This window comes from Pseudomonas sp. 8O, from assembly GCF_902506495.1.
In the GTDB taxonomy this organism is placed as follows: Bacteria; Pseudomonadota; Gammaproteobacteria; order Pseudomonadales; family Pseudomonadaceae; genus Aquipseudomonas; species Aquipseudomonas chaetocerotis.
Map to the genome: position 1 here is coordinate 284135 of NZ_LR733264.1, position 25997 is coordinate 310131.

The 25997-nt window shown below is 65.1% G+C and carries 24 protein-coding genes; 17 read left to right on the forward strand and 7 right to left on the reverse strand.

Translation table 11 applies throughout. The features are described 5' to 3' along the window. Positions 1–18: 18 nt before the first annotated feature. Positions 19–798 (reverse strand): AraC family transcriptional regulator, encoded by a 780-nt coding sequence (locus GV002_RS04160; protein ID WP_160017181.1) that lies wholly within the window; start codon positions 796–798, stop codon positions 19–21. 297 nt (positions 799–1095) lie between these two features. Here GV002_RS04160 and GV002_RS04165 point away from each other — a divergent pair, with 297 nt between their 5' ends. From GV002_RS04165 to GV002_RS04235, 15 genes are all read left to right on the forward strand, one after another. After that, positions 1096–2718 (forward strand): APC family permease, encoded by a 1623-nt coding sequence (locus GV002_RS04165; protein ID WP_160017182.1) that lies wholly within the window; start codon positions 1096–1098, stop codon positions 2716–2718. Positions 2719–2745: 27 nt separating this feature from the next. Next, entirely contained in the window at positions 2746–3777 is a 1032-nt protein-coding gene (locus tag GV002_RS04170) for an Ldh family oxidoreductase (RefSeq protein ID WP_160017183.1), read from the forward strand. Positions 3778–3788: 11 nt separating this feature from the next. Continuing rightward, positions 3789–4715, forward strand: a complete 927-nt coding sequence (locus tag GV002_RS04175) for a 4-hydroxyproline epimerase (protein ID WP_160017184.1) — start codon at positions 3789–3791, stop codon at positions 4713–4715. A gap of 44 nt (positions 4716–4759) precedes the next feature. Next, positions 4760–5707: a dihydrodipicolinate synthase family protein gene (locus GV002_RS04180; protein WP_160017185.1), complete on the forward strand. Its 948-nt coding sequence runs from the start codon at positions 4760–4762 to the stop codon at positions 5705–5707. Between the two features lie 62 nt (positions 5708–5769). After that, complete coding sequence (locus GV002_RS04185) at positions 5770–7347, forward strand: aldehyde dehydrogenase (NADP(+)) (protein WP_160017186.1); 1578 nt, start codon at positions 5770–5772, stop codon at positions 7345–7347. A 3-nt stretch (positions 7348–7350) separates the two neighbouring features. Further along, positions 7351–8616 (forward strand): NAD(P)/FAD-dependent oxidoreductase, encoded by a 1266-nt coding sequence (locus GV002_RS04190; protein ID WP_160017187.1) that lies wholly within the window; start codon positions 7351–7353, stop codon positions 8614–8616. Between the two features lie 166 nt (positions 8617–8782). Continuing rightward, the gene (locus tag GV002_RS04195; RefSeq protein ID WP_160017188.1) at positions 8783–9169 is read left to right on the forward strand and encodes a DUF2946 domain-containing protein; all 387 of its coding nucleotides are present in this window, start codon (positions 8783–8785) and stop codon (positions 9167–9169) included. A gap of 111 nt (positions 9170–9280) precedes the next feature. After that, positions 9281–11311 (forward strand): TonB-dependent receptor family protein, encoded by a 2031-nt coding sequence (locus GV002_RS04200; protein WP_160017189.1) that lies wholly within the window; start codon positions 9281–9283, stop codon positions 11309–11311. Beyond that, complete coding sequence (locus tag GV002_RS04205) at positions 11299–12744, forward strand: hypothetical protein (protein ID WP_256667028.1); 1446 nt, start codon at positions 11299–11301, stop codon at positions 12742–12744. Before GV002_RS04200 ends, GV002_RS04205 begins: the two co-directional genes overlap by 13 nt. A 42-nt stretch (positions 12745–12786) precedes the next feature. Further along, positions 12787–14163 carry a PepSY-associated TM helix domain-containing protein gene (locus GV002_RS04210; protein ID WP_160017191.1) on the forward strand — a complete coding sequence of 459 codons (1377 nt, stop codon included), beginning with the start codon at positions 12787–12789 and terminating at the stop codon, positions 14161–14163. 79 nt (positions 14164–14242) lie between these two features. After that, entirely contained in the window at positions 14243–14737 is a 495-nt protein-coding gene (locus tag GV002_RS04215; RefSeq protein WP_160017192.1) for a copper chaperone PCu(A)C, read from the forward strand. Further along, a complete protein-coding gene (locus GV002_RS04220; RefSeq protein ID WP_160017193.1) occupies positions 14737–15111 on the forward strand; it encodes a DUF2946 domain-containing protein in 375 nt (124 codons plus the stop codon). Before GV002_RS04215 ends, GV002_RS04220 begins: the two co-directional genes overlap by 1 nt. Before the next feature lie 62 nt (positions 15112–15173). Next, positions 15174–17264 (forward strand): TonB-dependent copper receptor, encoded by a 2091-nt coding sequence (locus tag GV002_RS04225; protein ID WP_160017194.1) that lies wholly within the window; start codon positions 15174–15176, stop codon positions 17262–17264. A gap of 244 nt (positions 17265–17508) precedes the next feature. Then, positions 17509–17775 carry a PepSY domain-containing protein gene (locus tag GV002_RS04230; RefSeq protein WP_160017195.1) on the forward strand — a complete coding sequence of 89 codons (267 nt, stop codon included), beginning with the start codon at positions 17509–17511 and terminating at the stop codon, positions 17773–17775. Beyond that, positions 17775–18311 (forward strand): cytochrome b/b6 domain-containing protein, encoded by a 537-nt coding sequence (locus GV002_RS04235; RefSeq protein WP_160017196.1) that lies wholly within the window; start codon positions 17775–17777, stop codon positions 18309–18311. The genes GV002_RS04230 and GV002_RS04235 overlap by 1 nt, the downstream gene beginning before the upstream one ends. Positions 18312–18418: 107 nt before the next feature. Here GV002_RS04235 and GV002_RS04240 read toward each other — a convergent pair whose 3' ends face one another. From GV002_RS04240 to GV002_RS04260, 5 genes are all read right to left on the reverse strand, one after another. After that, on the reverse strand, positions 18419–19366 hold the full coding sequence (locus tag GV002_RS04240; protein WP_160017197.1) for an adenosine deaminase: 948 nt from the start codon (positions 19364–19366) through the stop codon (positions 18419–18421). 297 nt (positions 19367–19663) lie between these two features. After that, positions 19664–20623 carry a 2-oxoglutarate and iron-dependent oxygenase domain-containing protein gene (locus tag GV002_RS04245; RefSeq protein ID WP_160017198.1) on the reverse strand — a complete coding sequence of 320 codons (960 nt, stop codon included), beginning with the start codon at positions 20621–20623 and terminating at the stop codon, positions 19664–19666. Between the two features lie 147 nt (positions 20624–20770). Beyond that, a complete protein-coding gene (locus GV002_RS04250) occupies positions 20771–21853 on the reverse strand; it encodes a BMP family ABC transporter substrate-binding protein (RefSeq protein WP_160017199.1) in 1083 nt (360 codons plus the stop codon). A gap of 228 nt (positions 21854–22081) precedes the next feature. After that, entirely contained in the window at positions 22082–23437 is a 1356-nt protein-coding gene (locus GV002_RS04255) for an 8-oxoguanine deaminase (RefSeq protein ID WP_160017200.1), read from the reverse strand. Positions 23438–23563: 126 nt separating this feature from the next. Continuing rightward, the gene (locus GV002_RS04260) at positions 23564–23914 is read right to left on the reverse strand and encodes a MerR family transcriptional regulator (RefSeq protein WP_160017201.1); all 351 of its coding nucleotides are present in this window, start codon (positions 23912–23914) and stop codon (positions 23564–23566) included. 83 nt (positions 23915–23997) lie between these two features. Between GV002_RS04260 and GV002_RS04265 the strand changes: the two genes are divergently transcribed. Continuing rightward, positions 23998–24396, forward strand: coding sequence for a hypothetical protein (locus GV002_RS04265; protein ID WP_160017202.1), 399 nt, complete (start codon positions 23998–24000; stop codon positions 24394–24396). A 116-nt stretch (positions 24397–24512) separates the two neighbouring features. Beyond that, positions 24513–24977 (forward strand): REP-associated tyrosine transposase, encoded by a 465-nt coding sequence (locus GV002_RS04270; RefSeq protein ID WP_160017203.1) that lies wholly within the window; start codon positions 24513–24515, stop codon positions 24975–24977. Between the two features lie 76 nt (positions 24978–25053). Here GV002_RS04270 and GV002_RS04275 read toward each other — a convergent pair whose 3' ends face one another. Beyond that, positions 25054–25980, reverse strand: a complete 927-nt coding sequence (locus GV002_RS04275) for an ABC transporter permease (protein ID WP_160017204.1) — start codon at positions 25978–25980, stop codon at positions 25054–25056. Positions 25981–25997: the final 17 nt, after the last annotated feature.

A 25997-nucleotide genomic window follows, 5' to 3' on the forward strand; every position in this document is an offset into this window, starting at 1 on the left:
CGAAGTGGCGAGTGGCTTTTATGCGTGTCTACCCATTGCCTGCCGGTACTGCTGCGGGGTAAAGCCGGTGAGTTGCTTGAACTTTCGGCTGAAGGCGCTGTGGTCGGTGTAGCCGCATTGCAGGGCGATATCGGTGATGGGCAGATCGGTCAGCAGCAGACCATGGGCATGCTCAAGTCGGGCCTTGCTGATCATCTGTCGGGGCGTGAGATGGAAGACGCGTTTGCAGTAGCGCTCCAACTGGGCAACGGACAGGCCGGCGATATGGGTCAAAGTCTCCAGGGTGATGGTTTCGTGGAAATGCTGGCGAATGTGTTCGTCCACGGCGGCCAGGCGCTCGTAGGCGGGATGGCTGGCACTGGCCGACTGCAGGTCCACGGAGATGCCCACCAGCCCGATTATGCGTCCGCTGCGGTCGTGCAGCGGGCGTTTGTGGGTCAGGCACCAGCCAGGTTCGCGGCTGCCGTAGAGATGCAGCTCCAGCTGGTCTTCCAGCATCTGCCCCTGTTGCAGAACACAGCGATCCTGCTCGGTGTAGCCGGGGCCTAGCTGGGCGGGAAAGACCTCGGCACTGGTCTTGCCCAGCAGGGGGCGCAGGTCCTTCAGCCCGCAGCGTTGAACCAGGGTGCGGTTGGCCAGCAGGTAGCGTGCCTGGGTGTCCTTGATGAAGATCACCGCATTGGGGATCGCATCCAGCATGGGCAGCAGCAGTCTGGCGCTGCCCAGCAACTCTTCCATGTTCTTCGGGTGCGTCTGCTCGCTCTGCGCGAACAGGGCACCGAGCGCGTTTTGCGACATTTTCCTTTCTCCAGCGGTGGGGCCTGTTGACGACCGTCCGGCAGGTTGCCCCACGGCCATGTCTGCTGTCGAGAGGCACTCGGCGACATCGCGCGGGATGGGCGTTTTGTGCCGATTTCGTCATGGTGGCCGAGGAAAAGTATCAAGCCCAGGCACGCTTTGCCGGGCCAATCTATGGCCGCTGCAGATAGCGGAGGTCTTTGGCCCGGCTCCTGGCGGGTGCCTGAATCGTCTCCGAATCAAGACACTGCAGCAGACTCTCTCCAGCCCATCCAAAACATACAAGAGGGCGGCACCATGTCTGGAAAGTTCAAGAAACAACTGTCTCTGACGGACCTCACCTTCATTGGCCTGGGGGCCATCTTCGGTTCCGGCTGGCTGTTCGCTGCCAGCCATGTATCCGCCATTGCCGGTCCGGCAGGCATCATCTCCTGGTTTCTCGGCGGCTTTGCAGTGCTGCTGCTGGGCATCATCTATTGCGAGCTGGGCGCGGCGCTGCCACGTGCCGGTGGAGTGGTGCGCTACCCGGTGTTTTCCCATGGTCCACTGCTGGGCTACCTGATGGGATTCATCACGCTGATCGCCTTTTCCAGCCTGGTGGCGATCGAGGTGGTGGCTGCACGTCAGTATGCAGCGGCCTGGTTTCCCAGCCTGACCCAGTCCGGCACCAGCAATCCGACGCTGCTCGGCTGGCTGCTGCAATTCGCATTGCTGTGCCTGTTCTTCTGGCTCAACTACCGCAGCGTGAAAACCTTCGCCCGCGCCAACAACCTGGTCAGCGTATTCAAGTTCATCGTGCCACTGCTGGTCATTGGTGTGCTCTTCACCTTCTTCAAGCCCGAGAACTTCCAGGTACAGGGCTTTGCCCCGTTCGGGCTGTCGGGTATCGAGATGGCGGTGTCGGCCGGCGGCATCATCTTCGCCTACCTGGGCCTCACGCCGATCATCTCGGTGGCCAGCGAGGTCAAGAATCCGCAGCGCACCATCCCCATCGCGCTGATCCTCTCGGTGCTGCTCTCCACGGCTATCTATGTTCTGCTGCAAGTGGCGTTCCTGGGTGCCGTGCCGACCGAAATGCTGGCCAACGGCTGGGCCGGTATCTCCAAAGAATTCGCCCTGCCATACCGCGACATCGCGCTGGTACTCGGGGTGGGCTGGCTAGCCTATCTGGTGGTCGCCGATGCCGTGGTTTCGCCCAGTGGCTGCGGCAACATCTACATGAATGCGACGCCGCGAGTGATCTATGGCTGGGCGCAGACCGGCACTTTTTTCCGCATCTTCACTCGCATCGACGAAGCCTCTGGCATTCCGCGTCCGGCGCTGTGGCTGACCTTCGCCCTGTCGGTGTTCTGGACCCTGCCATTCCCCTCCTGGGAAGCGCTGATCAATGTGGTGTCCGCCGCGCTGGTACTGAGTTATGCGGTAGCGCCGGTCACGGTGGCTGCGCTGCGCCGCAATGCGCCGGATATGCCGCGCCCGTTTCGTGTGCGTGGCCTGGCGGTGATGGGGCCGCTGTCCTTCGTGATTGCCGCGCTGATCGTCTACTGGTCCGGCTGGGGCACCGTGTCCTGGCTGTTGAGCCTGCAGATTGTGATGTTCGTGATCTACCTGCTGTGCCGCCGCTTCGTGCCGACCGAGCACCTGAGTCTTGCCCTGCAGGTGCGCTCGTCCGCCTGGCTGATCGGCTTTTACGCCGTGACGCTGCTGCTTTCCTGGTTGGGCAGTTTTGGCGGGCTGGGAGTGCTCGGTCATCCCTATGACACCCTCAGCGTGGCGCTCTGTGCCCTGGGCATCTACCACTGGGGCGCTGCTACCGGTGTACCGGCCGAGCTGATTCGCCTGAGCGGCGAGGACGAAAGTGAGGAGGGGGATGACGTCGATGTGGTGCCAGCCCCAACGCTGTTGCCTAACCGCGTCTAGTCAGCATTGACCGGAAGGAGTACGGCCATGACGGAACTCGTCAATCTCAGCCTCGATCAGGTGCACGCGCTCGCGTTGCGTGCCCTGACCGTCAATGGCATGGGCCAGGATCACGCCCGCGCCATCGCTGACACCATCACCCAGGGGCAGCGCGATGAGTGTCATTCCCACGGCTTGTACCGTGTGCTGGTGTGCGTGCACTCGCTGCGCTGCGGCAAGGTGGACCCGCTGGCACAGCCTCGCGTGAGTCGCCCGGCGCCGGCCATCGTCCGCGTCGATGCGCAGCGGGGCTACTCGCTGCTGGCTTTGCAGACCGGGCTGCCGCTATTGCTTGAGCAGGCCCGCGAGCTGGGCGTGGCGGCGCTGGTGATCCGCAACTGTTTCCACTTTTCCGCGCTGTGGCCGGAGGTGGAAGCCATTGCCGCCGAGGGACTGGTGGGCTTGGCCATGACCCCGAGTCATGCCTGGGTGGCGCCGGAGGGCGGCAGCCAAGGGGTGTTCGGCACCAATCCGCTGGCATTTTCCTGGCCACGCCAGGGCCGTGAGCCCTTCGTCTTCGACTTCGCCACCAGCGCTATCGCCCGAGGCGATATCGAGCTGCATGCGCGCCAGGGCAAGCCGATTCCCCTGGGCTGGGGGCTGGATGCCAACGGGCAGCCCAGCACCGATGCCCGCGCTGTACTGGAAGGCGCCATGCAGACTTTCGGCGGTCACAAGGGCTCGGCCCTGGCGGCGATGATCGAACTCATGGCCGGGGCACTGATTGGTGACCTGACCAGTGCCGAGTCGCTGGCGTTCGACGCTGGCGCCGGGGCGACGCCATGCCATGGCGAGCTGCTGCTGGCGTTCGATCCGGCGCGTTTTCTGGGCAGCGAACTGGAAGCCGGACGGCAACGCGCCGAGGCCCTGTTCAGCGTCATTACCGAACAGGGCGCGCGCTTGCCCTCACAGCGCCGCTTCGCGGCCCGCCAGCGCAGCCAACAGGCCGGCGTCTGGGTAAGCCGGGCGCTGCTGGACGATATTCAACGGCTGATCGATCAGCCTCATTCCCTGACCTGACGGACCTTGCCATGAAGCGCATCCATGTCATCGATTCCCACACCGGCGGCGAACCCACGCGCCTGGTCATAGACGGCTTTCCCGAACTGGCCGGCAGCACCCTGGCGGAGCAGCGCGACACCTTGCGCGCGCAGCACGACCGCTGGCGCCGTGCCTGTCTGCTAGAGCCGCGCGGCAACGACGTGCTGGTGGGCGCGTTGTACCGTCCACCGGTTTCGCCCGGCGCAACCTGCGGGGTGATCTTCTTCAACAACGCCGGTTACCTCGGCATGTGCGGCCACGGCACCATCGGCCTGGTGGCGTCCTTGCAGTACCTGGGCCTGATGGCCCCTGGCGAGCACCGCATCGACACACCGGTGGGCACTGTCAGCGCCATGCTGCACGAGGACGGTAGTGTCACCCTCGGCAACGTGCCGGCCTATCGCTATCGCCGTCAGGTACCGGTGGACGTGCCGGGACACGGCGTGGTCCACGGCGACATCGCCTGGGGCGGCAACTGGTTCTTCCTGGTCAACGACCACGGCCAGACCCTGCACCTGGACAATGTCGATGCCCTCAGCGCATACACCTGGGCGCTGTTGCAGGCCCTGGAGGCACAGGGCATCGGCGGCGAGGGCGGGGCGCCTATCGACCATATCGAGTTGTTCGCCGAGGACGACGAAGCGCATAGCCGCAATTTCGTCATGTGCCCCGGCAAGGCTTATGACCGTTCGCCCTGCGGCACTGGAACCAGCGCCAAGCTCGCCTGCCTCGCCGCAGACGGCAAGCTCGCTGCCGGGCAGACCTGGGTCCAGGCCAGCATCACCGGCAGTCGCTTCGAGGGGCACTACCAGTGGGAGGGCGAGCGTATTCGCCCCTTTATCACGGGACGCGCCCACCTGACCGCCGACAACACCCTGCTCATCGATGAGCAGGACCCTTTCGCCTGGGGCATCTGAGCCCTCTTCGCCAAATTCTCAATCCCTGCTCAAGGAGCGACAGCATGAATATCGATATCTTCCGTGGCTGCATTCCCGCCCTCATGACGCCCTGCACCGAGGCACGTCAACCCGACTACGATGCCCTGGTTGCCAAGGGCCGCGAACTGATCCAGGCCGGTATGAGCGCCGTGGTCTATTGCGGCTCCATGGGTGACTGGCCGCTGCTCAGCGAAGCGCAACGTCAGGAGGGCGTGGCGCGTCTGGTGCAGGCTGGCGTGCCCACCATCGTCGGCACGGGGGCGGTGAATACCCGTGAGGCGGTATCGCATTCCGCACACGCAGCCAGGGTGGGTGCCCACGGGCTGATGGTGATTCCGCGTCTGCTCTCCCGTGCGGCCTCGCCGGCGGCGCAGAAGGCCCACTTCAGCGCCGTGCTGCAGGCGGCGCCGGAGCTGCCTTCGGTCATCTACAACAGCCCGTATTACAGCTTCTCCACCCGCGCCGATCTGTTCTTCGAATTGCGCGGGCAGCACCGCAACCTGATCGGCTTCAAGGAGTTCGGCGGCGCGGCCGACATGCGCTACGCCGCCGAGCACATCACCTCCCGCGATGACGACGTGATTCTCATGGCCGGTGTCGACACCCAGGTGTTCCACGGTTACGTCAACTGCAACGCCACCGGCACCATCACCGGCATCGGTAACGTGCTGCCTCGTGAAGTCCTGCAACTGGTCGCCCTGAGTCGCCAGGCTGCCAGCGGTGACGCCCGCGCGCGGCGCCTGGCCCTGGAACTGAGTGCTGCGCTGGAGGTGCTCTCGTCCTTCGACGAAGGCTGTGATCTGGTGCTGTTCTACAAGTACCTGATGGTGCTCAACGGCGACCGCGAGTACCGCTTGCACTTCAACGAGAGCGATGCCCTCAGCGACTCCCAGCGCCGCTATGCCGAGCAGCAGTACAGCCTGTTCCGCCAGTGGTATGCCAACTGGACTGTCGAACACAACCTCGCGTGAGTTCGCCCGCCCCGCCAGCTATCGATACGGCGGGGCCAACCCCTGAACGCTAAGGATGCACCATGACTCTTACAGGCAAGATGCTGATCGGCGGCGCGGCTGTGTCCGGCGTCGGCAGCGCTTTTCACGCCATCGACCCCGCTACCGGCCAGACCCTTGAGCCCGCCTACCACGGCGCCACTCGCGCGCAGGTGGAGCAGGCTTGTGCCCTGGCCTGGGCCGCCTTCGATGACTACCGAGAGACCACGCCGTCAGCCCGTGCGGCCTTCCTGGAGGCCATTGCCGAGTCCATCGAAGCCCTGGGCGAGACGCTGATCGAGCGGGCCATGGCCGAGACCGGCCTGTCCCAGGCGCGCTTGCAGGGTGAGCGTGCGCGTACCTGCCAGCAACTGCGTACCTTCGCCTGCACCCTGCGCGCGGGTGAGTGGCTGGACGTGCGTATCGACCGCGCACAACCCCAACGTCAACCCCTGCCTCGACCCGACATGCGCCAGCGCCAGGTGCCACTGGGGCCGGTGGCGGTGTTCGGCGCGAGCAACTTCCCTCTGGCGTTCTCCGTGGCCGGTGGCGACACCGCCTCGGCGCTGGCGGCAGGCTGTCCCGTAGTGGTCAAGGCCCACGGCGCTCACCCCGGCACCAGTGAGCTGGTCGGGCAGGCGGTGCGCCAGGCAGTGACGCGCTGCGGTTTGCCCGAGGGTGTGTTTTCGCTACTGTTCGGCGCCGGGCGCGAGGTCGGCCTCGGCTTGGTCGGTGATCCGCGCATCAAGGCGGTCGGCTTCACCGGCTCGCGCAGTGGCGGCCTTGCCCTGTGTCAGGCGGCCCAGTCCCGGCCCGAGCCGATCCCGGTCTACGCCGAGATGAGTTCGATCAACCCGGTGCTGCTGTTTCCGGCAGCGCTCAAGGCGCGCGGCGAGGAACTGGCCCAGGGCTTCGTCGCTTCGCTGACCCTGGGCGCCGGTCAGTTCTGCACCAATCCGGGCCTGCTGCTTGCCCCGCGCGGTGCGGCGCTGGATGCGTTTCTCGTCGCGGTGGCTGAACAGCTCAGGCAGTGTCCGGCGCAGGTGATGCTCACGCCGGGTATCCACCAGGCATTCAGCGCCGGTGTCGAGGCGCTGGCTGCACATCCTCAGGTGAGGCAGGTTGCCAGCGGGTTGCCGGGAGACGGGCCGAACCGCTGCCAGGCACAGGTGTTCCTCACCGATGCCGAGTCTTTCCTCGCCGACCCTGCTCTGCATGGCGAAGTCTTCGGCGCGGCGGCGCTGCTGGTGCAGTACGACGACGCGGCGCAGGTTCGCCGTCTGCTTGACGCGCTCGAAGGCCAGCTCACGGCCACCTTGCATCTGGACGCTGCCGACTTCGATGCGGCGCATGCCCTGTTGCCGACCCTGGAACTCAAGGTCGGTCGGGTGCTGGTCAATGCCTGGCCGACAGGTGTGGAAGTGTGTGACGCCATGGTTCATGGCGGGCCGTTCCCGGCCACCTCGGATGCGCGCTCCACCTCGGTGGGCACGGCCGCCATTCGCCGCTTCCTGCGGCCGGTATGCCTGCAGGGTTTCCCGGATGAGCTGCTGCCGTTGGCCCTGCGCGACGCCAATCCGCTGGGGCTGCGGCGATTGATCGACGGCGAAAGGGAGGTCTGATCGATGAGCGATCACCTGTCGGTCGATGTCGATGTCGATGTGGCTGTGGTCGGCGCCGGTATCATCGGTGTCGCCTGCGCCCTGCAACTGGCGCGTCAGGGGCTGCGGGTGCAGGTCTTCGACCCGGATGGCGTGGGCCAGGGTGCCTCGTTCGGCAATGCCGGGCACCTGGCCACCGAGCAGGTGTTCCCGATTGTCGATTTCTCCATCCTCAAGCGCCTGCCAGCCATGCTCCTCGACCCGATGGGGCCGCTGCGTCTGGACTGGACCTATCTGCCGCAGGCAACGCCCTGGTTTCTACGCCTGCTGCTAAATCTGCGGGCTGCGCCGTTCGCACGCACCGTGGCCGGGCTGCGTGCGCTCAACGAGGCCAGTCTGAGCGCCTGGCGGCGCACCTTGCAGGCTATCGGACGACCAGAGCTGTTGCGTGAGGACGGCTCGTTGCTGGCCTATGAGCAGGAGCAATCGCGTCCGGCGCTGCTGGCCCTGCAGGCACGCATGCAGGCGCAGGGGGTCCCGGTCGATTACTGGGACGCGGCGGCCGTGCGTGCGGCGCTGCCCACACTCAGCGATGGCATGCGCGGTGGGTTGTTCTTTCCCGCCACCGGGCACTTCATCGACCCCTACCGGGTGGTGGGTGAACTGGCTCACGCCGCCCAAGCACTGGGCGTGGTGTTCCATCAACGCCGGGTGGTGGACGGGCACCTGTTGCCGGACGGCGTTGCGCTGCACTTCGATGGTGGTGCACTTCGCGCACGCCGGGTGCTGCTGGCCTGTGGAGCCCATTCGGCGGCACTCACCGCGCGCCTCACCGGCAGGCGGGTGCCTTTGGATACCGAGCGCGGCTATCACCTGATGTTGCCACGGGAGCAGGGGCGCTTACCCTTCGCCGTCACCTCCTTCGAGCGCCGCTTCATCATGACGCCCATGCAGGACGGCCTGCGCCTGGCGGGCACCGTGGAGTTCGCCGGGCTCAACAAGCCTGCGAACATGGCCCGTGCCTGGCAGTTGCAGCGTCTGAGCGAGGGGCTTTTTCGCGATGAACTGAACCTCGAGGGAGCCAGTCCGTGGATGGGCATGCGACCGTCGTTGCCGGATTCGCTGCCAATCATCGACCAGGTCGAGCAGGGGCGTGTCTTGCTCGCCTTTGGCCATCAGCACCTGGGCCTGACGCAGGCCGCCATCACAGCCGAACACATTGCCGGGCTTGCTCGGGGGCAAGTGCTACCGGGGCTTGCGGCCTATCGGTTGGGGCGCTTCGGTGGTTAGCTGACGGCGGCACGAATCGCACGATCACGGGCCGGTCGGTGCCGGCCCGATCATGTTGAACGCGGATAAGTCCCCACTCCCATTACTTTGCTAGACTCTCGTACACAATGCCTGCGGCAACGCACCGCAGTGTCGCGCTGCCATCCTCTGTTTAGAGTCGCGCCCCATGAAACTGGCCCGCAAAGACCGCTCACTGACCGCCTGGGTGCTGTACTTCAGCATCCTGTTCAGTGCGTTCGTCTGCGCGATCAGCCACGGCCAGATGGCCGGCATGCAGCTCAGCGGTCTGGACGGCCAGTACTGCTCGTTCGATGGCAACTTCGGCGCCGGCGCCGACCTCGACGGCTCCGGCATCGTCGCGCCCAACCCGGCCACCGGTTCCAACTGTGCGCTGGCCAGCCTGTTCAGCGCGATCATTCTCGCCGCCTTCTTCGGCCTGCTCGGGCTGCTGTCGACCAGCCGCGCGCTGCCTGGCGTCGGCCTCGCCGTCCGCCACCCCGTCCGCTACCTCTGGCCCTCGGCCAATCCCCGCGCCTCCCCGTTGCTCGCCTGATTCCGCCCGAGCCGTCGCCTGCCGACGCACCATAACAATCGAGCGAATACCTGCTGCCACCCGTGCATGCCCAGTGCATGGCGGCTGGCGCAGTTTTCAGGGGAGACACCCATGCGACGCCCATTTCTTTTCGGCCTGCTGGCGCTGAGCTGCGGCCTGGCCCAGGCCGACCACGTGCAACTACCGGACGACACCGTCACCGGCCAGCAACGACCCGACCCCACCGCGCCGACCATCGAGGAGAAGCGCGCCGAGTTCGCCCATATTCCCGGCGGCGCCAGCCTGGTCGACGCCGAGACCTACAAGAGCGGGCGCAGCAGCACCCTGCAGGATGCCCTCGGCCTGGCCACCGGGGTGTTCATCCAGCCGCGCTTCGGTGCCGAGGAGGCACGCCTGTCGATTCGCGGCTCCGGCCTGCAGCGCACCTTCCATGGCCGCGGCCTGCTGCTGATGCAGGACGGCGCGCCGGTCAACCTGGCCGACGGCAGCTTCGACTTCCAGACCATCGAGCCGCTGGCGGCCAACCACGTCGAGGTGCTGCGCGGCGCCAACGCCTGGCGCTACGGTGCGGCCAACCTGGGCGGGGCGATCAACTTCGTCACCCCCACCGGCAAGACCGCGGCGCCGGTCGATCTGCGCGTCGAGGGCGGCAGCTTCGGCTACCAGCGGCTGTACGGCGCCTTTGCCCAGGACTTCGGCGCCTGGGATGGCTTCGTCAGCATCGCCGACTACCAGCAGGACGGCTTTCGCGATCACGCCAGGCAGGACAACCAGCGCTACTTCGCCAACCTCGGCGGGCGGATCAACGAGCGCCTGGCCACCCGCTTCTACCTGACCCATGTCGAGAGCGACTCCGAGCTGCCGGGAAGCCTGACCAAGGCGCAGCTGCGCCGCGATCCCGAGCAGGCCTCGGCTGCGGCCCTCGGTGGCGACCAGAAGCGCGATTTCACCCTCAACCGCCTGGGTAACATCAGCACCCTGCAACTGGACGGCGGGCACAGCCTGGAACTGTCGAGCTTTTACAGCGAGAAGTCGATGTTCCACCCGATCTTCCAGGTGCTGGATATCGACAGCGAGGACTACGGCTTGCGCCTGGCGCACAAGTGGCAGGACGCCCAGGGTTGGCGCTGGGTCGGCGGCGTCGAGGTCAACCACGGGCGTAACTGGGATTCGCGTTACCTCAACGTAGGCGGGCAGAAGGGGCGCAAGGTCAACGAACTGCACCAGACCGCACGCAGCCTGAATGCCTTCGCCGAGCTGGAAGTACCGCTGGCCGAGCGCTGGGCGCTGATTGGCGGCCTGGCCTGGCTGCATCAGCAGCGCGACGTCGACGATCGGCTCAAGTGCAACGCCTTCGTCAGCGGTTTCTGTCTGGCCCAGGATGAGTCGTTCAACAAGACCTATATCGGTCGCATTGGCCGTATCGGCCTGCGTCATGATCTGGACGACGGTCTGCAGCTGTTCACCAACTTCAGCCAGAGCGTCGAGCCGCCGACCTTCAGCGAGCTGACCGGCGGCCAGGTGGTCACGGCCAACGACGCGCAGAAGGCCAATACCCTGGAGTTCGGCATGCGCTGGATGCGCAGCAATCTGGAGCTGGACGTGGCGGTCTATCGCAGCGAGATCCGCGACGAACTGCTGGCGCTCAACGACGCCGACGGCAACGCGCTGGGCACCATCAACGCCGACCGCACCCTGCACCAGGGCATAGAGCTGGGCGGCGCGCTGACCCTGGGCCAGTTCGTGCTGCGTGGCCAGTACCTGCTCAACGATTTTCGCTTCGACAACGACGATGTCTACGGCGACAACCGCCTGGCCGGCGCGCCGCGCCAGTTCGTCAAGGGCGAGGCGCTGTGGCAGCAGGGTGGCTGGTACGCCGGGCCGACCTTCGAATGGGTGCCGACCCACTACAACGTCGACCACGCCGAGAGCCTGTATGCCGACGGCTACGCCATCTGGGGGCTGAAGGCCGGTTACCGGGCGCGCGAAGGGCTGGGCTTCTTCGTCGAGGGTCGCAACCTGTCCGACAAGACCTACGCCGCCACCACCGGGGTGATCGCCGACGCTCGCGGCCAGGACAGCGCGCAGTTCCTGCCCGGCGACGGCCGCGCCGTTTATGCCGGCCTGGAGTGGCGGCTTTGACAGCGGCACTGCCGGCGCAAGAACTGCCGCGTCTGACCTGGCATCAGCGCCTGTTGCGGCTGCTGCCGTGGCACAGGCGCCTTGCACTACTAGCCTGCCTGGGCGTGTTCAGTTGGGCGGGCAGTGGCATGCTGCACCCGCTGATGGGCTACCTGCAGCCGCGCCCGCAGACCATGGCCGCACCACAGCAGGTAGTACCGCTGGATCACCTGCGCAGCCCGGCGCAGGTCCTCTCCGCAGCGACCATCGAGCGGGTACAGGCACTGCGCCTGCTGGTCCTGGCCGGCGAGCCTTACTACCAGGCGCGTCTGCCGGGTGAACCGCTGCCGCGTTACTGGCATGCGCGTAGCGGCCAGGCCAGCGATGTGGCTGCGGCTCATGCCGAACACCTGGCGCGGCACTATCTAGGCAGTGACGAGCCGCTGAGCTATGTCGACAGCGTCGAGCGCTTTACCAGCGAGTACGCCTTTATCAACCGCTTGTTGCCGGTCGCGCGGGTCGATACCCAGCGCGATGATCGACTGCGGGTGTATGTCGACCTGTTCCATGACCGTCTAGGCACCCTGGTGGATCAGCGCAAGGCCTGGTTCAGCGCCTTCTTCCAGACCTTGCACAGCTTTCGCTGGCTGGATGCGGCGGGGCCGTTGCGTCCGCTACTGATGGTCCTGCTGCTGGCCTCTATCCTCAGCGCGACGCTGTTCGGCATCACGCTGTTCGTCGCGCGTCGCCGCGCCCGCAGCTTCAGTCGCCGGCTACATGGTTGGTGGGGCCTGGGGCTGGCGGCCGCGACCCTGAGCTTCGCCAGTAGTGGCGCCTGGCACCTGCTGCACAAACAGATGGCCGAGCCGTGGCCGGTCGCCTATGCCCCTAGCTTCGACGTGGCCCGGCTGGATAAGGCACCCAATGCCGAGTGGCTGCTGCAGGGCGAGACACTGTTCGGCCTGAGCCTGCTGGAGCTGGACGGTAAACCGGTCTGGCGGGCTCAGGGGCAGCAGTTCGGCATGATGCCGAGCCTGCACTATCTGGATGCCGACGGGCGTGAGCTGGATATCGATGCGGCGCGTCGTCATGCTCGCCAACGCCTCGATCATTACGCTGCCGGCCTCGGCTTGGGCGAAATGCAGAGCCTTGAGCTGCAATCGCAGTTCGATCACGAATACGGCTTCGTCTTCAAACGCCTGCCGGTGTTCAAGGCCACTTACACCGACGTGCGACACACCGCTTTGTATGTCGACCCGCTGGACGGCGCGCTGGCCAGCCGCGTCCAGGACGCCGACCGGCGCGAAGGCTGGATCTTCGCCTACTTGCACAAGTGGGAGTTTCTCGCCGGCCTGGGTAATGGCTACAAGCATCTGCTGCTGGGCCTGGTTGCGCTGGCGCATGTGCTACTGGCGCTGGTCGGCCTGAGCCTGCTGCGTCGGAGAGTGCGCTGATGGCGACCTGCGAATTCCTTCCGCCACCCTCACCGACTGGAGATGGAAATGAATAATGTCTCGTTCTACAACCTGGCCTGGCGCTGGCACTTCTATGCCGGGCTGTTCGTCATCCCGTTCATGATCCTGCTGTCGATCACCGGGATCATCTACCTGTTCAAACCGCAGCTCGATACCTGGATGTATGCCGACCTGATGCAGGTGCCGGTCGCCGAGCAGCGCCTCAGTGCCGATCAGCAACTGGCTATCGTTCGCGAAGCCTATCCGCAGGCGACGGTCAGCAAGTACCTGCCGCCCGCTGCACAGGATCGCAGTGCGCAGTTTGTGATCAATCGGGACGGCCAGGAGCTGAACCTGTTCGTCGATCCCTACAACGGCAGCCTTCTCGGCGCCCAGGACGCCCTGTGGAACCTGCAGGCGGTGGTGCGCAAGCTGCACGGTGATCTGCTGATCGGCACCGTTGGTGACCGGCTGATCGAACTGGCCGCTGGCTGGGGCATCGTGCTGGTGGTGTCCGGGATGTACCTGTGGTGGCCACGCGGCAGCAGTGGGGCGGGTGTGTTGTGGCCACGTCTGAGCGCGCGAGGGCGCCTGTGGTGGCGCGACCTGCATGCGGTGACCGGCTTCTGGGGCAGCGCACTGCTGCTGTTCATGCTGCTCACCGGCATGACCTGGACGGGCTACTGGGGCGCGCAGTTCGCCGGTGCCTGGAATCACTTTCCCGCCGCCATGTGGGATGACGTGCCCAAGTCCGGGCAACTGACCGGCAGCCTCAACAGCAGCAGCCAGCAAACCGTGGCCTGGGCGGTGGAGGTCACGCCGCTGCCAGCGTCCGACCCGCATGCCGCGCATCACGGCCATGCCGGGCATCAGGCCGCAGCGGCCTCCACCAGCCTGCTGCAGCATGTGGTCGACAGCGCCGCCGAGCGCGGTGTTCAGCCCGGCTACAGCATCAGTCTGCCCAAGGGCGAGCAGGGCGTTTACACCGTCGCGCTGTTTGCCGATGACCCGCGCAACGACGCCACGCTGCATTTCGACCAATACAGCGGCGCAGTGCTCGCCGACGTGCGCTGGAAGGACTACGGCCCAGTGGCGAAAACCGTGGAAACCGGGGTGATGCTGCACGAAGGCAAGCTGTTCGGCCTGGCCAACCAGCTGCTGATGGCGGCGGTCTGCCTGCTGATCATCTTCAGTTCCGTCAGCGGCCTGGTGCTGTGGTGGAAACGCCGCCCGGCCGGACGCTTCGGTGTGCCGCCGCTGCGCCACGACCTGCCGCGCTGGAAGACCGCCATCGGCGTGATGATCGTGCTCGGCGCGATCTTCCCGCTGGTCGGCGCTTCGCTGCTGCTGGTCTTCGTTCTTGACTGGCTACTCTCGCGCTTTCGCCAACTGTGGCCATCGACCCGGCCGCTGGCATGAATGAAAGTGAACAGTTTGATCGTCGCAAGACGTTATAGGCTCGACCCATGATTCGATTCCAAACCAGGAGGCAACACCCATGACCCTGAAGAAAACCCTGCTCGGCCTCACCCTGCTGCTGCCGACGCTGTTGGTGCAGGCCCACGAGTACGAGGCAGGCCAACTGCATATCGACCACCCGTGGTCGCGCGAGATGCCGCCGGTGGCACCGACTGCTGCTGCTTATTTCGTCATCCACAACAAGGGCAGCGAAGCCGATCGTCTGCTCAGCGCCAGCACCCCGGTGGCCGGCAAGGCTGAACTGCACGAGCACGTGCATGCCGATGGAGTGATGAAAATGCAGCAGGTGCAGGACGTGGCCATCCCCGCCGGTGGCGAGGTGAAGTTCGAACCCATGGGCTACCACGTCATGCTGTTCAACCTGAAACAACAGGGCAAGGACGGTGAGCGCTTCCCGCTGACCCTGACCTTCGAGAAGGCCGGTGCTGTGGAGGTCGAAGTTGCCGTACAGAAAGATGCACCGGCTGGCCATGAACATGGCGACGCTCACGACCACGGCAAGCATCAGCACTGATGCTGTTCACGGCACGCAGACGCACGCTCGCCGCCCAGCTTGGGCTGCTGGCGTTCGTCCTTATCGTGCTGGCGCCCCTGGCGTCGCAACTGCGTGCCGAGCCCACTGACTGGCGCTGGCTGAACGAGCTTGGCTGTCATGAGGGGGCGGGCAGTGTGCCGGTCTCGCTCGACAGGGGCCTGCCGGTGCTGCAGGCGGATGCCTGCGGCTACTGTTCGTTGTTCTCCCACTGCCCGGCGCTGGCCGAGGACAGCTTGCCGGTTGCAGGGTGGCTGGGGCCGCTTCATCAAACGGGCAGCGTGCAGCCGACGCAGCCACTGCCTCGCGCTCATTTCCCACACGCGTTGTCACGCGCACCGCCGATGCGCGCCTGAAGTCACCCTTCCCATGAGGCAATGAGCAAGCCTCTTCGCCAATCGACTTTTCAGGTATTCGCATGTCCGTTTTCTTCGTTTCGGGCGCTGTTTCCGTGCGCCCTCGTTTTCCCCTTTCCGCCTTGGCTGTCGCTTGCGGCCTGTGTTCCATCACGGCCCTGCAGGCTGCCGAGGAGCCTGTGCACGAACTGCCGCCCAGCGTGATCACGGCGATCCAGCAAAGCTCGCCGCTGACCGTTGTGGCCGATCCCAAGGACCCGCGTCAGCCGGTGCCGGCCAGCGATGCGGCGGATTATCTGAAGACCATTCCCGGTTTCTCCGCGATCCGCAGCGGCGGCAGCAACAGCGATCCGGTGCTGCGCGGCCTGTTCGGCTCGCGTCTGCTGCTGCTCACCGATGGCGGGCAGATGATCGGCGCCTGCCCGGGCAGGATGGACGCGCCCAGTTCCTACATTTCGCCGGAAACCTACGATCTGCTGACCGTCACCAAGGGTCCGCAAACCGTGATCTGGGGCCCGGGCGCTTCGGCTGGGGTGGTGCGCTTCGACCGCGAGCCGGAACGTTTCGGTGAGCTGGGCACGCGGCTGCATGCCAGTGTGCTGGCCGGCTCCAATGGCCGCTTCGACCGCCTGATCGATGGCGCCGTCGGCAGCGATCAGGGCTACCTGCGGGTGATGGGCAACCGCTCGCAGTCGGACGATTACGACAACGGTGACGGCGACACCATCGCCTCGCGCTGGGACAAGTGGAACGGCGACGTGGCCCTGGGCTGGACGCCGGATGCCGATACCCTGATCGAGCTCAGCGCCGGCCGTGGCGATGGCGAGGCGCGCTACGGCGGTCGTGGCATGGATGGCACCCAGTTCAAGCGCGAAAGCCTCGGCCTGCGCATCGAGCGCAGCAACCTCGGCGGTGTGCTGGATAAGGTCGAGGCCAAGGTCTACTACAACTACGCCGACCACATCATGGACAACTTCCGTCTGCGCGCGCCGGACCCGAGCAGCATGATGGCCGGGCCGATGGCGGCGCAGGTCGACCGTCGCACCCTGGGCGCACGGCTGGCCGCGACCTGGAAGTGGGACGACGTCGAGCTGATCACCGGCGTCGATGCGCAGCGCAGTGAGCACCGCCAGCGCAGCTCCAGCGGCGGCATGATGGGCATGCCCTATGTCGACGCCGATCGCTTCCCCTGGGAAAAGGACGCGCTGATGCACAACTATGGCGTGTTCGCCGAAGCCACCTGGCGCCTGGCCGAACGTGATCGGCTGATCTCCGGCGCACGCCTTGATCGTGCTTCGGCCAAGGACTACCGGCAGAACTTCAGCAACATGATGGGCATGACCACGGCCAACCCGACGGCGGGCGAGACCCGTGCCGATACCCTGCCCAGTGGTTTCGTGCGCTACGAGCACGACCTGTCCGCCTCGCCGACCACCGTCTATGCCGGCATCGGCCACGTGCAGCGCTTCCCCGATTACTGGGAGCTGTTCTCCGCCGGCCTCAACGGCCCGGCCGGCGCGGACAACGCCTTCGCTGGCATCGAGCCGGAGAAGACCACCCAGCTCGATATCGGCATCCAGTATCAGGACGACAAGCTGCAGGCCTGGGCCTCCGCCTATGCCGGGCAGATCCGCGACTACATCCTGTTCGACTACCGTGGCATGAGCACCCAGGCCGACAACGTCGATGCGCGCATCATGGGCGGCGAGTTGGGTGTGGCTTACGCCTTCGATTCCAACTGGACGGCCGACGCGACCCTGGCCTACGCCTGGGGCAAGAACAGCTCTGACGGCGAAGCACTGCCGCAGATGCCGCCGCTGGAAGCGCGCCTGGGTCTGACCTACCAGCGTGACGACTGGAGCGTCGGTGCGCTGTGGCGTGTGGTCGACGGCCAGGGCCGCATCGCCGAAGGGCGCGGCAACGTGGTGGGGCAGGACTTCGGCGACAGCGCCGGCTTCGGCGTGCTCTCGCTCAATGGCGCCTACCGCGTCAGCCAGCAGGTCAAGCTCAGCGCCGGTGTGGATAACCTGCTCGACAAGCGCTACGCCGAGCACCTCAACCTGGCTGGCGATGCTGGTTTCGGCTTCCCGGCCGAAACCCGTATCGATGAGCCGGGCCGCACCCTCTGGGCCAAGGTCGATTTCGACTTCTAAGCCTTCGCTAGTCCGGCGCTACGAACCGTAGCGATCCTCTCGTAGGAGCCCGCAAGCGGGCGGTTGGCGCTTGCACAATGCGGATCGCCCGCAAGCGGGCTCCTACGTTTGGCCGGGCACGGCGCCCACCTTTCCCGGATTGCATCCGGGCTACTATTTTGCGTGGGCTAATAGAGTCTTAAGGTTCAGGCGCCAGAGTAGTCCCCGCAGACACACTTTCCCCTGCATCGAAGAGGACTCCACCATGCGTAAACTGCTTCTGCTGTCCCTGGCTCTGGCCAGCCCGCTGACCTTCGCCGCCACCGAATGCACCACCGCCGACAAGGCTCAGTGGCAGGATCAGGACAAGTTCCAGGCCGACCTCAAGGCTCAGGGCTACGAGATCAACAAGTTCAAGGTAACTGACGGCGACTGCTACGAAATCTACGGTTTCAACAAGGACGGCAAGAAGGTCGAGATCTACTTTGACCCGGTCAGCGGTAACGCCGTCAAGAGTGACGTGGAAAGCTGATGAGCGCACCGACCACGCGCTTGTGGGACCCAGTGGTGCGCTTGTTCCACTGGTCCTTGGCCGGCGCTTTCCTGGCCAACTACTTCTTCACCGAAGAGGGTGAGGACTGGCATCGCTGGCTCGGCTATTACGCCGTGGCCTGGCTGGCGATTCGCCTGGTGTGGGGTTTCGTCGGTACGCCGGCGGCGCGCTGGGCGGATTTCTGGCCCAGCCGTGCGCGTTTGAGCGAGCACCTGCGCGCACTGGTTTCCGGGCAGCCGTATCACCGCCTGGGGCATTCGCCGCTGGGCGCACTGGTGATGCTCCTGATGATGACGCTGATGCTCGGTCTGGGTGTGACCGGCTTTCTGATGGAGGAGGTCGATTACTTCTGGGGCGCGGACCTGCCGCTGGAAATCCATGAATTCTGTGCCAACGGTCTGATGGCGCTGGTCGGCCTGCATATCGCCGCGGCCCTGTTCGAGAGCTATCGGCTGCGCGAGAACCTGCCGCTGTCGATGGTGACCGGCAAGCGGCGCAAGCTGGAACAGCACTGAGGCATCGCGGATTTGCCCTTCGTTCAAAAGCATCGCCCGCAAGCGGGCTCCTACAGGTTCGCGGTGTTGTAGGAGCCCGCTTGCGGGCGATCAGTGCTGCCGTCGATTCAGGCCAGGCGCGCGTCCAGGCTGTTCTGCGCCAGACGCTTGGCCTGGGCTTCGGTCATGCCCAGGTGTTCGTGCAGGGCGGCGAAGTTCTCGCCGACGTAGCCGCCGAAATAGGCCGGATCGTCCGAGTTCACCGTCACCTTCACGCCGCGCTCGAGCATCTCGAGGATGTTGTGCTGGCCCATGTGCTCGAACACGCAGAGCTTGATGTTCGACAGCGGGCAGACGGTCAGCGGAATCTGCTCGTCGATGATGCGCTGCATCAGGCGTTCATCCTCGATGGCGCGCACGCCGTGATCGATGCGCTTGATCTTGAGCAAACCCAGCGCTTCCCAGATGTATTCGGGTGGACCCTCCTCGCCGGCATGCGCCACCGCGTGCAGGCCCTCACTACGAGCCTTGGCGAACACCCGCTCGAACAGTCGGGGCGGGAAGCCCTTCTCCGAACTGTCGAGGCCGACGCCGATGAAGGCATCGCGGAACGGCATGGCCTGCTCCAGAGTCTTGAAGGCTTCTTCTTCGGGTAGATGACGCAGGAAGCTGAGGATCAGGCCGTGGCTGATGCCCAGTTGCTTCTCGCCGTCGAGCAGCGCCTGCTGAATACCGCGCAGCACCACCTCGAAGGGAATGCCACGGTCAGTGTGGGTCTGCGGGTCGAAGAAAGGTTCGACGTGGATGACGTTCTGCGCCTTGCAGCGTTGCAGATAGGCCCAGGTCAGGTCATAGAAGTCCTGCTCGGTGCGCAGCACGTTGGCGCCGGCGTAGTACAGGTCGAGAAATTCCTGCAGGTTGTTGAAGGCATAGGCCGCGCGCAGGGTCTCGACATCGGCCCAGGGCAGGGCGATCTGGTTGCGTTCGGCCAGGGCGAACAGCAGCTCGGGCTCCAGCGAGCCCTCCAGGTGCAGGTGCAGTTCGGCCTTGGGCAGGGCGTTGAGCCATTCGGGCATGGTCGGTTCTCGTTGTCAGGCTTGGGTAGGGTAGAAGTTTAACCCTTTGATCGTTCCCACGCTCCGCGTGGGAATGCCCTTGCAGACGCTCCGCGTCTGAGGGACGCAGAGCGTCCCGGGCTGGTCTCCCACGCCGGAGCGTGGGAGCCATCATCCTCCCTACGCTTCCTCGCGCCGATAGGCATTTATCGTTCCCACGCTCCGCGTGGGAATGCCCTTGCAGATGCTCTGCGTCTGAGGGACGCAGAGCGTCCCGGGTTGGTCTCCCACGCCGGAGCGTGGGAGCCATCATCCGCCCTACGCTTCCTCACGCCGATAGGCGTAGGTGTCGGCGAAGCGCGACAGCAGGTACGCGGCGCTGGTCACCGGCGAATACTTGGCCGGATTGTCCGTGCTGGAACAGTTCGGCAGGCAGTCGATCAGCGTATCGGGATGCGGTTCGGCGAAGAACGGCATGGAGTAGCGATCTACCCCTAGCGGGCTGATCACCCGATGCGGCGTGGAGGTGTAACGGTCGTTGCTCCAGCGGGCCATCATGTCGCCGATGTTGACCACGAAGCTGCCGGCAATCGGCGGCGCGTCGATCCACTCGCCTTCGCGCGCGCGCACCTGCAGGCCACCGGCATCGTCCTGGTAGAGCAGGGTGATGCAGCCGTAGTCGGTATGCGCGCCGGCGCCTTGCTGGGAGGCCGAGCTGGCGGTGTGGCGCGGTGGATAGTGGATCAGGCGCAACACGCTGATCGGCTCATGGAAGCGCGCGTCGAAGAAGTCGTGCTCGATGTCCAGCGCCATGGCCATGGCGCGCAGCAGGGTCTTGGCCAGCTCGTGCATGTCGGCGTAATGCTGTTCCATCAGCGCAGCCCAGCCGGGTATGTCCGGGTGGCGATTCGGCCCGCGCAGAGGTTTGCCGGCCAGCACCTCGGGGTGATCGGCGGGCATGTGGAAACCCATGTCGAAGGTTTCCTTGAGGTCGCTCGGCTTGCTTGGGTCGAGCTGCTCGGTGGCAATCGCCCCGTAGCCACGGTGGTGGGTGGTCTGGGTGATATCGATCTTGAGTTTTTCCTCGGCGGGCAGGGCGAAGAAGCGCTTTGCTGCACCGAGCAGGGCGTCGATGCGCTCGCTGCCGATGGGGTGGCCGACGATGTAGAAGAAGCCCCAGTCGCGGCAGGCGCGGTCGATCTGCTCGGCCACGGCGGGCCAGGCCGAGGCGTCGTCGGCGTAGAGAGGGGCGATGTCGATGATGGGGAGGCTGTTCATAAAAGCTCCGGGGTGTTGCTGCGAGTCTTCTCGTACCCAGGGCAGCGAAAAAGGACGCTTCTGGTGAAGCGTCCCCTTGATGCGGTTCTGCCAATGGCAGGGACGGCATCGGTAGTTGCCGGGTGGCGGGTTGCACCCGCCAGCCACTTACTTCGGTATTTCGGCCTTCACGTTTTCCACGTAGTAGTTCATCGAGGCCAGTTCTGCGTTGGTCGCGCTCACGCCTTCGGCGATGCGCACCGCGCCGCTCTGATCCTTGATCGGGCCGGTGAAGGGGTGGAACTTGCCGCTGCGAATGTCGGCGATGATCTGCTCGGCCTCGCTCTTCACATCAGCCGGCACCAGGTCGCTGATCGGCAGTTCGATTGTGTCTTCTGCCAGGCCGCCCCAGAAATCTTCGGATTTCCAGGTACCGTCGATCACCGCCTGGGTGGATTTCACGTAGTGCGGGCCCCAGTCGTTGACGATCGAAGTGAGCACGGCTTTCGGCCCGAAGTGGGCCATGTCCGAGGCGTAGCCGACGGAGTAGATGCCACGGCGCTCGGCGGTCTGGATCGGTGCAGGGCTGTCGGTGTGCTGGAACATGACGTCCACGCCTTGATCGATCAGCGCGTTGGCAGCGTCGGATTCCTTGCCCGGATCGAACCAGGTGTTGACCCACACCACCTTGATCTCGGTGCCCGGGTTGTACTTGTCCAGCGCCAACTGGATGGCGTTGATGTCGCGGATTACCTCGGGGATCGGGAAGGAGGCGACGTAGCCGACCTTCTTGGTCTTGGTCATCTTCGCTGCGAGGAAGCCGCCGACGTAGCGACCTTCATAAGAGCGCGACAGGTAGGTACCGACGTTCTTGTCCTGCTTGTAGCCGGTGGCGTGCTCGAAGGTGACCTTGGGAAATTGCTTGGCCACCTTGATGGTCGGGTTCATGTAGCCGAAGGAGGTGGTGAAGATCAGGTCGAAACCGCCCTTGGCCATGTTGCGGATCACCCGCTCGGCGTCGGCACCTTCCGGCACGTTCTCGACGAAGCTGGTGGTGACCTTGTCGCCCATTTCCTTGATCAGCATTTGCCGGCCCTGTTCATGCTGGTAGGTCCAGCCGTGGTCGCCGATGGGGCCGATGTAGACGAAGCCGACCTTCAGCGGATCGGCGGCGGAGGCGCTGAGCATGGCGCCAAAGCCCAGGGCGGCGACGAGGGTGCGCAGCAGCGGTTTCTTGCTCTTCTTGTGCATGGTGGGTGCAGCTCCAGTCTTGGTGTTGGGGTGGCCGTTGGTTGGCTGATCCCTTGACTGCAAAAAGCTGACCAAAAGGACAGATAGCCGTACTGAAAGCCTTTGTGGGCAAGAGCGGAGAATGGTGTGGAGCGCTATTGGTGCGATGGGCGTGCAGATGCTGCGTTGTGGTGCGATTGCCCTGCTGCAAACCTTAGGGTGCCGCACGGCGCACCCTACGGTTCGGGATCAGGCGTTGACCAACTGCTTCGCTGCCTGGCGGTGATCGGCGATCAGCTGCGCCACGTCCAGCCCCTCGATCTGCCCATCGATGACGCGCCAGGTGCCGCCGATCATCATCCGGTCGGCACGGTCGGCGCCGCACAGCAGCAGCGCGGAGAGCGGATCGTGGCTGCCGGAGAAACGCAGCTCATCGAGCCTGAACAGCGCCAGGTCGGCCTGCTTGTCCACCGCCAGCTCGCCGATATCGCTGCGGCCCAGCAGCTTCGCCGAACCCTTGCTGGCCCAACCAAGCACGCGTTGCGGGGTGATCTGTTCGGCGCCGTAGCGCAGGCGCTGGATGTACAGCGCCTGGCGCGCTTCGAGGATCATGTTCGAGGCATCGTTGGAGGCCGAGCCGTCGACACCCAGGCCCAGCGGCGCACCGGCGGCTTCCAGCTCGACACTGGGGCAGATGCCTGAGGCCAGGCGCATGTTGGAGCTGGGGCAATGGCAGATGCCGGTGCCGGCAGCGCCCAGGCGGGCGATTTCGTCGGGGTTGAAGTGGATGCCGTGGGCCAGCCAGGTGCGCGGACCGAGCCAGCCGACGCTGTCCAGATAATCCACCGTGCGCAGGCCGAAGCGTTGCAGGCAGAAGTCCTCCTCGTCGAGGGTTTCGGCCAGGTGGGTGTGCAGGCGCACGTCCAGTTCGTCGGCCAGTTGGGCGCTTTGGCGCATGATGTCCTGGGTCACCGAGAAGGGCGAGCAGGGCGCCAGGGCGATCTGGATCTGCGCGCCGTCGCCGCGCTGGTGGTACTGGCCGATCAGGCGCTGGCTGTCGGCCAGGATCACCTCGCCCTGCTGCACCGTCTGTTGCGGCGGCAGGCCCCCGTCGGCTTCGCCCAGGCTCATGGAACCACGGGTGAGCATGGCGCGCATGCCCAGTTCGCGCACTGCCTCGACCTGCACATCGATGGCATTCTCCAGGCCGCCGGGGAACAGATAATGGTGATCGGCAGCCGTGCTGCAGCCGGACAGCAGCAGCTCGGCCAACGCCACCTTGCTGGCCAGGGCGAGTTTCTCCGGTGTGAGGCGCGCCCAGACCGGGTAGAGCGTCTTCAGCCAGGGGAACAGCGGCTGGTTGACCACCGGCGCCCAGGCGCGAGTGAGGGTCTGGTAGAAGTGATGGTGCGTGTTGACCAGGCCCGGCAGCACCACGTGCTCGCGTGCATCGAAGGTTTGGTCGCAGGGTGTTGACGGCTGCTGGCCTTTGCTGAGCACTTCAGCGATGCGGCCATCTTCGATCACCAGGCCGCCGGTAGCGTCCAGGTCGTTGGCGGTGAAGATGGCGAGAGGGTTCTTGATCCAGATACGGGTAGCTGCCATGAGCAGGCTCCTCTGAGGTTGATGTCAGGTAAGCCAGCTCAGTGTTGACCCTGTCTGCTGATCCAGGTGCGTCGGAATCGACGTGCGGCGAAGATAACTGACCTCGGGGTCAGCATGCAATGCGCCTCAGGCGCGCAGCGGGCAGGTCGTTGCCAGGCGCTGCTGCAGTTCGCTGCGCAATTGCTGCAATTCACCGATGCGTCGCTCGATCAACGCCAGCTTGTCCTGCAGCAGTTGGGTCACGGATTGATCCGGGGCGCTGGCCTGCCACAGGCCGCCGACATGCTGACTGATCTCGCCAAGACTGAAACCCAGGCGCTGCGCGGTCTTGATATAGGTGACCAACTGCACCATCTCGGCGGGGTAGTCTCGGTAGCCGTTGGCAGTGCGCCGCGCGGTGATCAGCCCGCGTTGCTCGTAAAAACGCAGGGTGTCGCGGCTCACCTCGCAGGCTTCGGCCAGTTCTCCGATACGCATCGTTATCGCTCGTTGGAGTATTGACCTTGGAGCATACTCCAGGCCTTAGCTTGGGTGCTCCTTCGATGACTGGAGCAACACCCATGTGGACCCCCGAACACTATCGCCGCCTGGTGCGGGCCAGCGGCTGGTACGACCTGCTGGTGACCGCGGCCTTTGTCACGCCCTGGAGCTTCATGGCGCTGCACGGCCTGCTGCAGAGCCTGCATCACGGCCTCGGCCTGCCCGACATGCTGCCGCCCTTCGAGCCGATGCATATGCTGATGGCCAACCTGATGGGCTCGATCGTCTGCGTCTGGTCGGTGCTGCGTATTCGTGACCCGCAACTGGTATTCGGCCGCTATGACGCGGCCGGTCGCCTGTTGTTCTCCACCTGGCAGGTGTACGCATTGATGCAGGGTGCGACGCCGCTGATCGCGATCTTCCTGCTCTTCGAACTGGCCTGGGGCGTGGCGCAGTTGTGGCCGGTCAGATTGCCGTAACAAGCTTTTCGCGGCTGAGGCCGCTCCTCCGGGGCATGTTGTTTCTGTAGGAGCGGCTTCAGCCGCGATGAACGGTTACTGCTATACAGAACCAGTCAAGATCAGGAGGCAAAGGAATGCTTCGTCCAGACAAACCGCATGCAGATGCACTACGCCGAGGACGCTTTTCCGAACCTGGTCGCGTCTACTTGCTGACGGCTGTGCTACATGGGCGCGAAGCGCTTCTGCAGGATTTCGCACTCGGGCGGTTGTTGGTCGCCGAGTTGCGCGATGCTCATGAGAATGGCCTGGCGCACTCCCTGGCATGGGTCGTGATGCCTGATCATCTGCATTGGCTGGTGCAGCTGGAGCGCACACCCCTGGATGAGCTGATGCGTCGGATAAAAGGCCGCAGCGCTCGACGGATCAATCAGTATTTGTCGCGTTTAGGCCCGTTATGGCAGCACGGCTTCCATGATCGGGCTTTGCGCCAGGAAGAGGACTTACAGACTGTCGCACGATACGTGATTGCCAATCCTGTGCGGGCAGGCCTGGTAAAGCGGGTGGCGGATTACCCGCTATGGGACACCGTGTGGCTGTAGAGCTTATCGCGGCTGAAGCCGCTCCTACGGGGCGTACGCTGTGTGTAGGAGCGGCTTCAGCCGCGACTATTGAGCCTCAATGCCCCGCCCGCCACGGCTGGCCCAGCGATACCGGTGCATACAGCCGGGTCTTGATCGCATCGCGCGACAGCAGCACCAGCACCACGATTGTGGCGACGTAGGGCAGCATGGCCAGCAGGTTCGACGGGATCGACAGGCCAATGCCCTGCGCCACCAGATGGAGGATGCTGGCCAGGCCGAACAGGTAGGCGCCGAGCAGCACGCGCAATACGCGCCAACTGGCGAACACCACCAGCGCCAGGGCGATCCAGCCGCGCCCGGCGGTCATGTTCTCCGCCCACATCGGCGTGTACGCCAGCGACAGGTAGCCACCGGCCAGGCCGGCCATGGCGCCGCCGAACAGCACTGCCAGGGTACGCACGCGCAGCACCGGCAGGCCCATGGCGCTGGCGGCGTCCGGGTTCTCGCCGACGGCCTGGATGATCAGGCCGATGCGGCTTCTCATCAGTACCCAGGCCACCAGGGTGAACAGGGCGAAGGACAGGTAGATCAGCACGTCCTGGGCGAATAGCATGCGCCCGATCAGCGGGATGTCAGACAGCAGCGGGATGACGATGGGCTCGAAGCCGGTCAGCGGCTTGCCCACCCAGGCTGCACCGACGAAGGTGGACAAGCCGACGCCGAAGATGGTCAGGGCCAGGCCGGTGGCCACCTGGTTGGCGTTGAAACCCAGCGCCACGGCGGCGAACAGTAACGACAGCAGCATGCCGGCGGCAATCGCCAGCAGCACGCCCAGCCACAGGCTTCCGGTGCTGAAGGCGACGATGAAGCCGATCACCGCGCCGAACAGCATCATGCCTTCCTGGCCGAGGTTGAGCACGCCGCTCTTCTCGCACACCAGCTCGCCCAGGGCCACCAGCAGCAGCGGCGTGCCGGTGCGCACCATGGCATAGAAGATATTGGTCAACAGATCGAGATCCATGGGGATTTCCTTTGTGT